This is a genomic window from Rhizobium sp. WCS2018Hpa-16 (assembly GCF_031843705.1).
GTDB lineage: Bacteria > Pseudomonadota > Alphaproteobacteria > Rhizobiales > Rhizobiaceae > Agrobacterium > Agrobacterium tumefaciens_C.
In genome coordinates, this window is record NZ_JAVTIX010000009.1 from 40,175 (window position 1) to 55,871 (window position 15,697).

9 protein-coding genes are annotated in these 15,697 nt (G+C 53.1%); 6 read left to right on the top strand and 3 right to left on the bottom strand.

Features of this window, described 5'->3' with window-relative positions; translation table 11 throughout:
- Window positions 1-208: 208 nt before the first annotated feature.
- Together RQI55_RS20945 and RQI55_RS20950 are read right to left on the bottom strand one after the other, a co-directional pair.
- On the bottom strand, window positions 209-2,740 hold the full coding sequence (locus RQI55_RS20945) for a conjugal transfer protein TraA (protein ID WP_311273491.1): 2,532 nt from the start codon (window positions 2,738-2,740) through the stop codon (window positions 209-211).
- 1 nt (window position 2,741) lies between these two features.
- Window positions 2,742-3,143 (bottom strand): plasmid mobilization protein, encoded by a 402-nt coding sequence (locus RQI55_RS20950; protein WP_311273506.1) that lies wholly within the window; start codon window positions 3,141-3,143, stop codon window positions 2,742-2,744.
- 708 nt (window positions 3,144-3,851) lie between these two features.
- On the opposite strand from RQI55_RS20950, the gene RQI55_RS20955 reads away from it, so the two are divergent.
- The 6 genes from RQI55_RS20955 (at window position 3,852) to RQI55_RS20980 (ending at window position 14,846) form a co-directional block, all read left to right on the top strand.
- On the top strand, window positions 3,852-4,541 hold the full coding sequence (locus tag RQI55_RS20955) for a ParA family protein (RefSeq protein ID WP_407026706.1): 690 nt from the start codon (window positions 3,852-3,854) through the stop codon (window positions 4,539-4,541).
- 4 nt (window positions 4,542-4,545) lie between these two features.
- On the top strand, window positions 4,546-5,025 hold the full coding sequence (locus RQI55_RS20960; protein ID WP_311273490.1) for a hypothetical protein: 480 nt from the start codon (window positions 4,546-4,548) through the stop codon (window positions 5,023-5,025).
- Window positions 5,026-5,636: 611 nt separating this feature from the next.
- The gene (locus RQI55_RS20965) at window positions 5,637-6,113 is read left to right on the top strand and encodes a helix-turn-helix transcriptional regulator (RefSeq protein WP_311273489.1); all 477 of its coding nucleotides are present in this window, start codon (window positions 5,637-5,639) and stop codon (window positions 6,111-6,113) included.
- Window positions 6,114-6,893: 780 nt separating this feature from the next.
- Window positions 6,894-10,463, top strand: coding sequence for an ATP-binding protein (locus RQI55_RS20970; RefSeq protein WP_311273488.1), 3,570 nt, complete (start codon window positions 6,894-6,896; stop codon window positions 10,461-10,463).
- Between the two features lie 883 nt (window positions 10,464-11,346).
- Complete coding sequence (locus tag RQI55_RS20975; RefSeq protein ID WP_311273487.1) at window positions 11,347-12,573, top strand: metallohydrolase; 1,227 nt, start codon at window positions 11,347-11,349, stop codon at window positions 12,571-12,573.
- Entirely contained in the window at window positions 12,573-14,846 is a 2,274-nt protein-coding gene (locus tag RQI55_RS20980) for a Mov34/MPN/PAD-1 family protein (protein ID WP_311273486.1), read from the top strand. The genes RQI55_RS20975 and RQI55_RS20980 overlap by 1 nt, the downstream gene beginning before the upstream one ends.
- Here the strand turns inward: RQI55_RS20980 and RQI55_RS20985 are convergent.
- Window positions 14,843-15,535 carry a hypothetical protein gene (locus RQI55_RS20985; protein WP_311273485.1) on the bottom strand — a complete coding sequence of 231 codons (693 nt, stop codon included), beginning with the start codon at window positions 15,533-15,535 and terminating at the stop codon, window positions 14,843-14,845. The genes RQI55_RS20980 and RQI55_RS20985 overlap by 4 nt on opposite strands.
- Window positions 15,536-15,697 lie beyond the last annotated feature (162 nt).

A 15,697-nucleotide genomic window follows, 5' to 3' on the forward strand; every position in this document is an offset into this window, starting at 1 on the left:
CCTAAAATGGCCAAAAGCTAGCGAGATACTGGCCAATGTCTCCAAGCCAGATCGCGGTAGCGTCATACCATCCGACGACTGTCTGATACGCAAAGCCGATAGCAGCAAGAGCAGCAACAAAGCCAAAGATCGCGACGATGCCTTTTCCTACGGCTTCGTCCGATTTTCTGTTCTCAGTCTGAATTACGTATCGGTTTGTCATGGCCTATCACCGCTCACGATCGTCTCGATCGCGGTCCCTCTGTTCGTTTTGCTCCCGCTCAAGTTCTTCAAGACGAGGCACGTGCTGCTGCGCAGGGTCAGTTCGCGTAGTTTCTCCTGCTTTCTGTCCAGCCTCACGCTCCTGTTTTACACGATCTTGTTGCCTGTTTGTAGCCTCGATTGTGTCGGCCAGCTCGTGCGTCTCGCGCTCGTTTGGCAATTGGCCCCGCTCCTCTTCCGCATCAAGCTGAAGGTCGCGCTGACGATCGTCAGAAACATCCGACGTGGATGCGGTTTTGTTGGTCGTGCTTTCGTCTGTCCGACCGTCTTCGCGGTCGATTTTCTCGACTTCGCTGCGAAGCTCGGGATCCTCGACAGCGACATCGCGAAGGTAGGCGTTTCCGTCGGCGGCGAGCTCGGCGGCACGCCGAAGCGCTGACCTAAGCCCAGTCTCGTACATTTCGAGGTCTTCTTCAGAAAACTCGCCCGACTGTACCAGCGCGATACCTTCTCTGAAATGCTCGACATCGATCATCGCGTCATTGCCAGCCTCAACAACGGCTTCGCCATGCTTGGCGACAGCCTCATCCCACTTCTTGCTGACCTCGTCAGCCTCGTTGGCCTCGTTGGCGAGGCGTTGGGCGTCATCGCGGACAGCGTCCGTGGCGATGGCTTCACCTCGTTCCTCTGCTCCCCCACGCTGATCCGTGGCGTCAGCAGGCGGTTCCCGATCGGCGTCGATGCCAATCTGTCTGTCACCAACGCGCTCGGTGAGCTCGAGCATTTCACGGCGGAGATCCACGATTTCACGGGCCGTAGTTGCAACCTCATCGAAACCGGCCCTGTCATCAGCTCCAGCGCTTCGCTCAAGTCTGAACAGAGCCGTTTCGACAGTCTTTTCGTATGATTCAAACTCCTGGCGTGTCTGCTCGCGCATGTCCTCTACCTCCAAAAGCATCTTCTGCAATGATATCATATTTGTACGGAAATCGCCGCCGAAATCCGAGTGAACGACTGTTGAGTTGTTTGCAGATTCGAGCTCCCTGAGCCCGGTCTCAATGACATCACGATGTTCAGCTGCAAATGCTACAGTCCGCCTATCACCGGAAACAGCAGCTATCTTTTGCCACGTCTCTTGGGCCTTGACCGTGTACTGCCGGCTGCGATCACTTGACGCGACGGTGCGTCGCCCTGATCGCTTGGCATCGTAACGAGCCTGAGCGGGCTCACTTGTTCCAACGTGCTCGGTCCTACCGTCGCGGTTTACGGCCCTGACCTGGTTACGCGTATACGCAGGCGCTGAGGCAAACTCCCGTCGATCTGTCATTTCCATATTGATGCCGTGATCGCGCGCCTTCTCGGCCATCACTTCACGCCATTGGCGGAAGGTTGCCGGCGTTGTCTCGATGCGGTCCCCGGCTTCTGATCGCATCGTGACGATAGCATGAGCATGGACATGCGGACGCTTGCCCCCCTCCCCTGCTTCCTTGGTGTCGGTTTCTGGGTCGTGCATCGCAAAGACGTACCGATGTCCAGCAAACTGGTCGGCGAGGAAATCTCGAACAGCGCCTTCAAAGGCTCCCGCATCGGTTCCGGCACGGGCCGACATGATGACATGCATCAAATCACGGCTTTTGCGGCTATGAATCTCTTCGCGCCATTCTTTTTGAACGAGATCCCCGGCCGCCTTACCGTCTGCTATGAAGCGACCGCGATCGTCCCGAACCTCAGCACTGTCCTCTATCAGCTCCCGAACCTTCGTGGTGCCGTATTCGACACCGTTTCCATAGCCGCCGAAGGAAAACCTTGCAGCGCCCTGACCTGCGACCGCGCTAGCGTCAAAACGTTGCTGCACGATCCCGGCTGCCTTGGCGTCGGCTGTAAGTCTCTCACCCTGCCCGCTTCGAAGAACGACAAGGCCATCAATCCTCAATGAGCCATCACCGCGCTCTGCAACGGAGTAAGCAAAGCGGCGATCGCCAAAACCGCTCGATAGGATATCTCGCACTCGCCCGTGCAAATCCTCTCGGTCCGCACTTGCTGCGATCTCAACCGAGAAGCTTCCAATATCACGGCTCTCAGTCCGGTTATGAAAGAGGTGGTTCCAGTCGCCCCGAACACGAGCAAGATCTTCACGGCCTTCAAGCTTCTCGCCGTTCTCATTCTCGACCTTCAATTCCCCACCACGGGAGACGTAGTTGAGCATCGATCCCACGCGTGCGCCGCCGCCATAGGAGGCCATTTTCACAACAGCTGGCTGACTACCCTTCGCGACGCTCGCAAGACGCGCCTCCATCGGGCGGCTGGAAGCCGTCGCGCTTCCAGAGGGCATTGAGATCCGGGGAAACTGCATGCGGGGAATCCGCATAGGCTTAGCCTTGGGTCCACTTCCCCCACGCCTGACCTCCTTAATCTGATGGACGTACTTGAAGAGGTTTTCCTCAGATTGCTGCGCCTTCCCCCCAAGTGACATCTCATGCAGTAGCGCTGCGCGCTTCTGCTCCCACTCACTTGTGAACGCTCCAAAGAAGAACTCCACCCTATTCCTCCCCCCGGCGCTGGTAGCCAGCGCGTCTTGAAAGCGATCGGAGTTCAAGCATGACAGCGGCCTGAATCGACTGAACGTTAGCAAGGTTGATATCCAGTTCGCTCGGATGAACAGCCTTCCCGCTGTTCAGGGCTCGCGCGACCTGATTCAAGTTCACACCGATCTTGCGCATATCTTCCAGCAATGCCGCCATGATAAGCCGGTCATCACGCGTCAAGATCGGCCGGACGCCCGCGCCCTCAAGCAACAGCGAACGGAAAAATGCGGACACGCTCATATTAGCCGCTTTGGCCGCCTCTTCGATCTTTCCATGTTCGGCATCCGTCAAGCGCACGTTTACAAGCCGGTCTTTACGGGCCTTAGTCGCAGACGTCACCAAACTGTTTTCACTCATCAGCCGAAGGCCTTTCCAGAGCAAGGCGAAGACATCGAGGGCCAGTCCCTCGATAGCAGCAATCAAAATGTAAAACATTTTTGCGTATCCTGCCACCCTTAAGAATAGAAAAATACTAAACTCCTCCACCCAACTCCGCCCCACTGATACCGACGCTTACGCATCGGCTTCAAAGCATTGAACGCTCACCAGGGTTCACCGCCAAAACCGCTAAGAAGCCCTTGGTATGGCAGCCGTACTCATCCGCAAGGGACGCTCCGCTCTACGCCCTTGCGGATGAGTACGGCTGCCAAAGTCGGCCTTCACGCGGCTCCGGGGTTCACCAATCCAACAGGTCACACGAGAAAACCACACGATAGGTCGTGTGGTTGCCCAGTTGGCCTTTTCCATACCTCTCGCAACATGAGTAAGTCGTGCGTCAAAGGCACTGCGCTATCGCATGTCATGTGGATGTAGCGTGGTTCAAATCTCAACAAGTGTGTTGACGAACTGCACGTCAGCACCCTATTTTTCCATAATAGGTTCGTGGTTCACTTATCCGTTGTAAGAAAGCACCGTGTTTCACTGCCGTTGTTTAGATCACAACAACCGTGCGTGTTGCCTGGGCTCATTCAAAAGAACGCGAGACAGAAGGGGTGCTCCGACTTCTTCGAGGCTCAAGGCCACCATTCTCTTCGGGAAGACAAAGGGATAGCTATGGCGATTTGTATGTCCGCAGTGAGCGGCAAAGGCGGCGCAGGAAAAACGACTGCTGTCATCCTGCTGGCCGGAGAATTTGCTCTGGAAGGCAAGACTGTCCTCCTCATTGATGCAGACGGTAGGCAGAATCTCTCGACGTGGTTCCAGCGGTCGATTGATAAGGACTACCAGCCAGACGGCATAACTCTTGTTACGGCAGCCCAGGACGCTGGTATTCGGCATATACTCAACCGGGACGCCGAAAAATATGATGTGGTGATCATGGACTCCCCCGGTCAAGACACCGTCACGAGGGATACGATCATCGCGGGCTCCCATGTTGTGGTTACGCCGGTCCAGCCATCGCAGGACGAGATTCTTGCCGCAGGGCAAGCCGCAAACGACGTGGCGGAAATGAGTGATCGGGTAGGCCGAGACATTCCCCACCTCATTTACCGGACGCGGATAAGCATGCCGAACCGCGCCCTCGAGGAATATCGATTGATCCGCCCGTTCGTCGCCAACCTTCGCTCGGGCGGCTACAATTCGCATCTGCTCGAAACTGAACTTGTCGAACGCAATCCCTATCGAGAGATACGAACTGGCTATGGCACCCTCCAGATGCTCGAGCTGACGGGACCCGTAAAAAAGGCCAGGGCAGAGGTTCTTGCCCTTAAGCAGGAAGTCGAAGGCTTCCTGCAGACCAACGCAAGGAGTTAATGCAATGGTGAAACGCGATACAAGCGTTACAGATTTCGCGGTGGCTCCTCGCAAGCCGCGTCAGGAGTTACCAGCCGCTCAGGCTATGCCGCCACAAGCCCTACAGGACGCGCCTGCCACATCCGAGCCTCCGTCAACAGAAGTAGCCACCAACACCGTCCCGGCAGGCAGGGAAGCCATCCATGCCCCCGATCGGGCACAGATCAAGTCGGCGCCGGTACAACGCGCCGGAAATTTGATTTCGCCCGATGAGGAGGTTCGCCGGGAGCGCACCACGACGCGGGCGCTCCGTCAGGAGGCATCGCGTGTCCGCCTGCAGGACCTGAAGCAGACGAAGGCGAGGGAAAGCAAGCACTTCGTGAACTGCCCCTTGGACTTCGACACGAAGCAGCGACTTGCCCGCGCCGCTGTTGAGAATGAAATAAAAATGACCGTCATTATCAAGACGGCTATAGACCAGTATTTGCGGGACAACGGATATTGATCCTAGACCTCAAATTCCTTGTTGGAGTTGCTTTGGGCGGGGTGCCGGAGTTATCCTCGCGCCGCAAGCGGCATTGCTCGGTATAGATCTTCCCGCACTCAAACAGTCCATCTTGGCGAGAATCCTGAATGATACCGATGTAACCGATAAGGGCGACTGGCCCACTGACCAAGCGGCCAAGGAGCAACTGTTCATCTTATCCAAATGGGATATAAAAAACTTCGGCACTCAGTCGTCAGTTCACGTTGATCGCTGTATTAGTTTAAATCGAAACGCTGTTGCGTGCGAGATGACTGCGAAACTGGGATGGATCAAAGAAGATACCCAGTTGGAAGGGATTTTCGAACGAAAAGATGGGACCTGGTTTCTAGTTTCGGTTAGAACAGAATAGCTCTATATTCCTAAAGAAGCGCTATTCCGCTTATTGACTACGGTGAAGGGACCAAAATCTAGTTCGCCAGTTTGGCTAACTTTGCAACTTTTCGCCGATTGTGCATCTTATCCCCAAATTGGTAGAAGCACGGTTTGTTGATTCATATGAACAGACTGGTACCAAGTTGGTTCAGCTTGGTACATAATACCGCGCGAAGAGCGGATTGAGGCTGAGGGTGATGTCGGAAACGCGGGACCTAATCAAATACAAGAGTTCGAAGGGCCTCGTTGAGACGACCGACGATGAAGTAGACCGGCCGCTTCATCGCCGCCCAGGCTTCGAAGGCATCGTGTCTTTCAAAGAAATGGACGAGAGACTTGCCGCGTTCTTGCGCAAGGCTCGCGAAGACGAAAAGCTGACCAGGGCGGACTTCGCCTCAATCGTCGGTCTTTCGACAGCCGTGTACGGTCGCTACGAGCGCGCGTTTTCGCGGATGACCGTTACGCGGATGATTCACCTCTGCGAGCTTTTAGGTTTCCAACCGATCGACGTGCTTTTTGCAGTCGCTCCTCATCTTTATGGACGAACACCTGAGGAAGCGAAGGATCACCTCGAGCTCTCGCACCTCACGCGAGGTCTTCCGCACGAAGCGGTGAAAAACCTAATCGCAATCGTCGCGCGGATGACCCCAGAAGACCGGCCGGAAAAAAAGTGATCGCCTTGATGGGATGTGAACCTTCGGCTCACCCAAAATTTAACATAACCACCTGAAATCAAATCGATATGACTCTAACTTTGTTAAAATCCGATCCCGCCGACACCAGCACAATTTTTCCCGCCGCAATCAGCGAGGCCCAATCACCAGCATTTGCGCTTCAGCGGACTCCGCCAATCGGATTGGGAGCATAACGCAAATCACGCGCAGAGCAGCGCTCATCGTACAAATGCTCTGCTCGCCATTCCGCACACAATCCGTGCATGGGTTTAGGCGCGTCTTAGGGATGCGGAAGCCGGGCAACTTAAGGTCAAGCGAGATCCATGCGTCGGACGAGCAGGTAACTAGCGGCGGCTCGATGAGCAGGTTGCCGAAGGAGCGCTCGAAACCGAGATTGCCAACACGATCTATCTGCCCTTTTAACGCGCAGGAGAATACCCGTTCAGGTAAATTCTGGATGGTGTCGCATCCATTCACGATCGGCGATTGCGGAGTGGAGCTGTTACCCCCTCGAAAGCTCTCCGGACGACTTCGACATACCAAATATTTCGTACTGGGTCAGTGCCAGACGCAAAAGTCGATTAAACTAATGCGCAATAGATAGACAAAACGAATTCAGACCAATCTATATAATAGTGCGGGATAACGTAGTGTCTCGGTATTGAAGCACTTTATGGGTTAGCTAGTATATAACTCAATTATCCAATCGCCTTCCCTTAATCGATAGTGAAACGCGCATCGAACGAAGAGGTCAGGCTATCTAGCACGGATGTACTTCCATTGAGTTTTTTTAAAACAGCATGGGCCGAGATTTTCTGCTCAACATCCCCAATTCAACCAGACAACCGGTTCGTTGATCTGGCTCCAACAAGCGACGCGGATGAGACCGGAATTTATTCAGCAGCACTTAATGCCGCTATGGGCAAAGACAGCGTCCTAAACATCGCGCTGACTGGGCCTTACGGATCGGGAAAAAGCAGTGTCATAAAGTCCTTCCTTCTGAAATATCGCGGCACGCCACTCCAACTATCACTGGCATCCTTCCTCCCAGAGGGCGAGGCATCAGGAAAGCCCGTAAGCAAGCAGGAAATTGAAAGGAGCATACTCCAGCAGATTTTATACGGTGCCGATGCTGACAGGTTGCCGCACTCGCGCTTTAAAAGGATACAGACACCAAGCAGGTGGTCCGCTTTCAATTCCTTAGCGATCTGCATTGGAATATTTTGCGTTTGGTATCTTTTTACGAAGCAATCCGACGTGTTGTCGGGAGAATTCTTCAAACCTCTTGAGGTATCTAACTGGGCCAACCTTCTCGCATTTTTGGTGGGAACGATTTGCGTATGGCGCTTGGTCTATAGCGTCTATGTGAAAAGCTTCGGCGTTTCTTTGAAGAGCGTATCTCTCAAGGACATCCAAATCGCGCCTACCGTGGCCGACCAGGAGTCCATTCTCAACAGGCACCTCGACGAAATCATCTATTTTTTCCAATCAACGAAATACGATCTCGTGGTGATCGAGGATCTGGATCGATTCGAAAACCCGGATATCTTTGTAACCCTGAGAGAGATAAATGGATTGTTGAACGCCAACGGTGGGATACATCGGCGTATTCGATTCCTGTACGCACTGCGAGACGACATCTTCGTCAATACCGACCGGACCAAATTTTTCGAGTTCATCATTCCGGTTATTCCAATAATCAATCACTCGAATTCGGTCGACAAAGTTCTAGCCCATATACAACGTATTAAACTTGACGACCGGCTTGACCGTGGCTTCGTGCGTGATGTCTCCCGATATCTCAGCGATTTGAGGCTCATTGGAAACATCTTCAATGAGTACGTAATCTATTCGTCCAATTTAAATTCAGATGGGGACGGCATCCTCGATCCGAACAAGCTGTTCGCCATCTTGATCTACAAGAACGTCATGCCAAAAGACTTCGCTGCACTTCATCGGCAAGAAGGAGCTCTAACCAAGATCCTGGGCCGTTATGACGAATTCGTGGCAAAGGCAGTAGGCAACATCGAGTCACAACTTGCTATCCTACAGGCCGACCTCGAAAATGCCGAAGCGCAGTCCATAAGGGATGTCATCGATCTGCGCAGAATTTACGCGATGGCTATAATAGAACGCGTTCCCGCGAACTTTACAAATCTGAGAACTGAGTTTGGCCGGGTCACACTCGGAGAAATAGCAGCGCACCCCGAATTCGAGAAAATCCTTTCAATGAGTTCGGCGACAGTCAGCGACCGACACGGTTATCAAGACGGAGTACAGATCAATGGGGTGGAGGCTGCTGTAGATCCCACGATGACATTCGCCGCACGTAAATCTGCAATCGAGCGTAAGTCTATCGAAGGCAGAGAGAAGTTTTCGAAGGAAACTCAATTGCTGAAGCGGGAACTGTCTTCTTTGCGAGCGAGAAAGTTCAACGAGGTTGTCAGAGAAAGTGCGGAGCTCATAGAGGAGGTTTTTGCGGAGGTTGGGGAAAACAAGGATCTTCTTAAATTTCTGATTCTGGAAGGCTACCTTGACGACACCTATTACCAGTACATTTCGCTTTTCCACGGAGAACGTCTATCTCCGAACGACAACAAGTTCCTTATCCAGATCCGCAGCTACAACAATCCCGATCCGGACTTCCCATTAGACAACGTTTCTGAAGTGATCGCCTCAATGCGCGAGGACGATTTCGGGCGCAAATACGTGCTGAACCGTCACATCATTGATCACCTGTTTCAAGACGCGCATGAGAACTTCACGCGCATCGCGGCGGCGGTAGAATTCATTTCCACTCATTTCAGCGACTGTGACGATTTCTTCTCGAGCTATTATTTAAGAGGCAGTCATATCGAGCTCCTAGTTCCGACGTTGATCGCCAAATGGTCTTCCTTTCCCATTACAGCGCTAAAATCCGCGCACGGTGCGCCGCACGCGGCGCGTATCCTTGCACATGCCCCTGACGCATTTTTTGTTACAAAGAACCCGTCCGCTCTCGTGTTGTCGCGGTACATTTCTACAAATCTGGGTCTAGTTCTTCATGAGAGTGTCGATTTCGATTTGAAGCGGCTGAAGAAAATTGAGCTTCGAGTTGCCGAGATTTCGACTATCGCCAACTTTAGGGAAGTCGTGTCATTCATTGCAGCCGAACGTCTTTTTGATATTTCCATCGACAATATTCGACACTTAATGGAGCACGTTGTCCGCTACCCTGCGATCGACAACCTTCGAACCCGTCACTTCACTTCGCTTAGAGAATCAGACGATAAGGTCCTGCTCAGTTACGTCGATGCCAACTTCGAAACGTATGTGAACAACGTTCTGCTACTATTAGCTTCGAATACGGAGGAGGAGACGTCCGCGATAATTAGTGTGTTGTGCCACGAAGAGGTGGACTTCGAGCGCCGCGCCGAATTTCTTGCGATGCAGTCTGCGACTTTCCAGTCCTTCGAAGGCATTCCGACCGCGTTTCATGCGTTGCTGCTGAAAGACCAGAAGATCGAAGGCAATTGGCATAACTGCATGACCTACTTGTCGAGCGAAGTGTTCGACACGGAGGTCCTTACCACCTACTTACAGGGAGGCGAATCAGCTGACATCCTTTCCAAAACTCAAATACCGGACGGAAAAGACTGGTTTAACCTTCGTCAGTTTTTGATAGAAAATGATGACCTCGGGGACAACGTCTACAGGTCTTACGTCCGCAACCTCCCCAGGCCCTTTACTTCTCTCCCAACATTAAGCCTCGGCAAAATTGAAATATTGATCAAAGAGCAGAAGGTCATTTTCTCTAAAGAGAATTATGAGAAGATCGAGCACGAAAGTCTCCAAGTGCTTTTCATCGCGACAAATTTCGAAACCTATTGGAGCAAACGAGAAGAGTATGTGATCGACAACGCATTTCGCGGAAAGCTTTTAAATACCAGCATTTCCGATGCGCAAAAACTTAAACTTATCTCCGATATAGATCCATTATTCGTCTCCAGCAACCCGCCAGTGGCGGCCTCTATCGCACCAATTTTGAACCGCGTGCCGATCACGCCCAGCAACTATGGAGCGGATTTCATCAAGGCCGTAATTCTGAACTCGCGGTCCGGTGAACCGCAGATATCGTTGCTCAACAAACTGCATGGAGAACTTTCAGTAATACAAGTGCGCGCAATAATCCGAGCGCTCCCCTCTCCATACGGCGACGTAGGCATCCTGGGGCGCTACCCGAAAATCGAAAAAAGTGAAACGAACGCGCACTTCGCCTCTTGGCTCAAGGAGCGAAATTTGATCTCCTCGTTCAAAGCCACCGTGTTAGGCGACCTCATTCAGATCAACACGTTCAAGAAGGAAAATTAAAAACTAGAATACTACCAGGTCAGTGCGTGAGAGCGATATCGTGTGTGGATAACCCCCGGCTGGTCTCCGCCATCTGGGAAGGCATCATCAGTATAGTATTCCGCGAATATTGTTTTAATTCTGACAGAGTTGTTCCACAGTCGTCAGCCGCTCCCTCGGTTATTTTGCTATATGGACGGAAGTGTACTTGATCGCACACTGGGAAAACTATCTTTGTCAGCCTTGTCATTGGCGTACTTCGCCTTGAGCGCAATCGAACGCACCACCGCGCTGTTGTTTCGCATCGATCTCATCCGAACGGTTAGGGACGTCAAAGAGTTAGAAATCCCAGTCCACAAGCTAATTAGCCAGTGCCTTGCCGACCACGTAGGATGTTCATGACGTTTTGGTGGGTACATGCGAGCCCGGACAGATAACAAGGGATGTGAACGAGCAGTCCTATGGGCGCTGAATAGTTAAATCTGCAGACTCGACCGTCCCCCGGCGACGCCAGTTGACATTCACTTTGACGCCTCATCCTAAATCAGAAATGATCTCGCGCCTTTTATCGACCCGGCAATGGGCCCTTCCTGCCCATCTAGCATGACAGCGGCTTTGATACTGCGCATACTAATCTTCTTCAGAAACGCTCTGACACGTAACTCATCAGCAAGCAGCCGTTATTCGATGATGATTATCTACAAGGCTAAGTTCAAAACTATCTTCTGACCCAACGAGTATTTCTGTTGATCGCCACTAACAACTAACCATGTTCCTGACGCTCATTGGGCTAGCTGTTGCTGGCTAACGATCAGTCCGCCAAATGCTAGAGTGGTCAAAAAGTTCAAGCATGCGATAAACTACAAAATTTTGTTAATACTTTAATTTATTCATTCGAATGTCCTTGAATATTTCCGACTACGCCCCAATATCACCGCTGATTGAAGTGGAGATCGTCATGGCCGCATCGCTTGTATTCTTTCCCGTGGCAAACGGGGATATGACATTGATGACTTTAGACAACGGTCAGACGATCCTGATCGACATCAAAATCCGCGCTGCGGCCGACGACGAAGACGACGATACCTATGATGTCGCTTCTGACCTTAAGGATCGTCTAAAGACGGACAACGACGGGCGCCCCTACGTTGACTCGTTCTTGCTCTCTCACCCGGATCAGGATCACATCACCGGCCTTGAAAACCACTTCTATCTCGGACCGCCGGCTGACTATCCCAAAGACAGCGGCCTAATTTTCATTCGGGAAATGTGGTCATCCCCACTTGTTTTCCGCCGCGCCAGCACGCAGCACGTCCTGTGCGCGGATGCCAAAGCCTGGGCGAAAGAGGCCCGCCGCCGGGTCCAAAGGTTCAAGGACGACAAATTCGATACCATAGATGGTGATCGCATCCTGATTATGGGTAAGGACAAAGACGGCAAGACTGACGAGATCATGGACATCGTGGTTGAGCAGGGAGAGCTGCTAACAGCCGCGAATCGTTGCAGCTCCGGTCAGTTCACCGGCCGCCTGCTCGCACCCATGTTGGTGGCTGAAGACGATGAGTTGGTCGCCTTGCTCGAGAAAAACAACTCCTCAGTCATCATCAATTTCTCACTCACTGGTGGAGGAAATGCCGACAAATGCCGGTTTCTGACGGGCGGTGACGCTGGTGTCGCAATTTGGGAGAGGCTCTGGCAGAACCATAAAGACAGTGATCCCGATTGGTTTACATACCATATTATGCAGGCGCCGCACCATTGCTCATGGCGTACCTTGAGTTATGATCGCTGGTCAGAGATGGGCGAGAAGGTAAAAGTCTGTGAAGACGCTCGCAGTGCTCTTGGGCAAGGCAAGTTTGGCGCGACTATTGTGGCCAGCTGCAAACCGATTCTCAAGGACGACAGTGACCCTCCGCACGAGCGTGCGAAACGGGAATACGTCTCGATTCTCAAGCCCGACGCTGTCAAAGGTGAGTTCATATGCACATCAGAATACACAAACGCCAATGACCGAGCTCTTGAGTTTAATATAACTTTCTCAGGCGTGTCCAAAAAACTGCGGGCAGCAGCAGCGGCGGCAGCAACTGTAGGGGTATCAGCAGTAGCTTCGAGTGCCCGCGGACACGGTTAATGTCAGCTGGTAAGTTGGAGCTTGTGCAACACGCAGAGCATCTGCTGCGCGTGGTTCGACTACACCCTCAGGTCCGCGGCGCGGAGCTTGCGGTTTCCGAAGCGGATGAGTGTCGCGTTGCCGTCGTGTTCGAAGTGGAAATGCCATTTGACGTGAAAGCGCGGGGTCTTTCTGCGACGGGCGTTTGCGCTTTCGAGGCCGTCGAGATTGTCATCCGTGCGGGTTACCCATGGAGAAGTCCGACGATTTATCTCCGTCAGGATTTCCCGCGGGATCTTCCGCATCTTCAGCCGTCCTCAGCGGATACATTGCCCCGTCCTTGCTTGGTCGATGGGTCACAGGATGAGTTCTTTAGCCATTTCGCCCTGATCGAATCAGGGATCATAGGCTTGCTCGAACAGCTTGCGTCCTGGCTCGCGAATGCCGCAGTGGACTCCCTTATCAATCCTGCCCAGGGTTGGGAGCCGGCCCTTCGAGGTGGTCTCTCCGACACGCTCATCGTGGACAGTGAATTTCTTGAGGAAAATACCTCCGCGGACGGTGCCTGGACGAGCTACCGCACCTATTTTCTCCGCTCATTTGGTTCAAAAAAAGGACCCGGCGTATCGACGTTTCTGGAAGCTGGTACAGAGCTCGCGAGCCTCTCTTCGAAAACCGATAAGACGCTGTTTCAGGGTCGACGGCTGCAGGAAATCAACGGCATTTCGGGTACTTCGGTTATGGCATTTATCACACCCGACCCCAATGACGACGGCACCGCTCGGATTAACAATCGATATTTGCCCGAGACCGTGACCAATCTAACTCAGCTGCATGCTCGCGCTAAAGCGCTTGGTTGCGGCCGCCACTTCCGCGAGTTTATGGAAACGCTGGTGAAGAATTGGACAAACTATCGATACGAGACCTCAGTCCCAATCATGGTGATCTTCGCTGCTCGCCGACCTTTCCATCTTATAGGCTCAGTCTCAAACTTCGAGCATTTGCCGTATCTCTTCGAAATCTACCCGCGACCCGGCCGGAAGACTCTTTGGGACGAACCGGGAGATGATATCGTCAAACCCACTCGTCTGCTCTCCAAGGCAACCCCTAAACTTCTTAGCAAGCTATCGCCCATTACATCCCCGGCGCCGACGGCACTGATCGGGGCCGGGAGTGTTGGATCGAAGGTTGCGCTTCATCTTGCGCGAGCAGGCGTGTCTGTCACCGCGATCACGGACACTCTGGTTCTAATGCCCCATAATATGGCCCGCCATGCCTTGGTGAGGCCCGCTTTAACATCGGGCAAAGCGGAAGAGCTCGCGACCGAACTCAAAGGATTGGGCCAGACACCGGCTGTGTGTTTTGAGGACGCAGTTGAACAACTACGCACTCCTGACGGTCGGCTGGCACTCGCACCTGAAAATACTGAACGTGTACTTAACTCCACTGCCTCTTTGCTGGTGCGCGAGGCATTATCAATCGTGCCCAAGGATGCATTCCCGCCGCGGATCTCAGAAATCGCGCTGTTCGGGCGGGGACGAGGAGCGTTCTTGCTTCAAGAAGGCGCTGCTAGGAACCCTACCCTCGCTGATCTTCTGACCGAGATGAGCGCGCACGCAACACCCGCCGAGCGCAACCTGCTTTTCAACCCTGAACACGGGTTGACCGAAGTCCAGATCGGGCAAGGATGCGGCTCTCTAACAATGATCATGACAGACGCGCGGTTGTCCACGATGACAGCCGCGGCCACCGAGATCCTTCTAGACCAAAAGCCGGGTCAATCGTCGGGAACCTACGCGATTGGTCACCGACTTGCCGATGATCCCAGTACGCACTGGCGTACCGTCGAGGTGGAGCCGTTCGTTGAGGTTGCGGTCGAAGGCAGTGACGGTTGGCAAGTAAGGATATCTCCATCGGTAGACCGTCGGATCCGTGAAGAGGTCGCCACATACCCGCATGTCGAAACGGGCGGACTTCTCATCGGGACGACAAGCGCCCGTTGCCAAACGATTACAGTGGTCGACATTCTTCCCGCGCCTGAAGACAGCCGACGCAAAGTAGGCCTATTCGAACTTGGGACTAAAGGCTTGAAAACCGCGATTAGGTCCCGTCATCGTGCCAGTGGCGGAAGCCTGTTTGACGTTGGAACGTGGCACAGCCACCTTGCTGATATGGGTCCCTCTAGCCTCGACAGAAAGACCGCGGCGCAACTGGCAGCCGAACGCCCCCCTCCCAGCGTGTTGCTAATCATTACTCCGAACCGTTATCACGCTCTAGTCAACCCGAATGTTTAGGAGGGCAACGAGTGGTGATAACTTGTAAGCACCTGACGGCCATAAGCGGCGTAATACTTGAGGAAGCGACCGTACATCCCGATAGCGACAGCCGAAGCACCGAGGGCCAGCCATCCGTCCTTTTGCGCAGACCCTTGCCAGTATTTATAAGTCAGCATGCCGGCAGCCAGTAGGGCTACGAAACAGATATTTCGACAAAAGCCGTAATTGTTCTGAAAGCTCTCGAGTCTTGCCACGGTGTCAGCACTCGCCCGCGCGGCTGGGAAAGCAACTTGGAAGATATGCTCACCGTCCAGGTTTGCCACAGCGAGACCGAGCTTGTCGGCCGCTCCCGCCTTAATACGGTCTCGAACCTTCGGCGCAAGCGGACTGTATTCGCGATTGGCGAAGACCCAGGCCGCCACATGCTCGCGCCAACGGCGTTTCCCCAAACCAAGAGCGATTTCTGTGGGCGAATGGAAGATTACGCGGGCAAACAAGAATTCAATGAGACCTGATGATGGAGCGGCGCAGATCTGGCCGGCAACGTATGAGACGACAGTCCAGAAAATAATCTGAACTACGGTCCACTCAGTCCTGTTGACCAAGACTGCATCAGCAAAGCAATAGTCGATACTGGCTACCAACAGCATACCTGACGCCACGAAGGCGTAGAACTCATAGTTGGTGAGCGGGAACCAGTCACGCATTTTCAGCATCCAGACCAGCACACACAGGTAAGAACGACGAGCCCTTCAAGGTATTATTCATATAGCTAGTTAACTCTTATGGCGAGGCAGCTTAAGGATATCAGCAATAATTTGCAGTAATTTTGGTCTTTTGCAACGCCCATGGATGATCATCCGACCAAA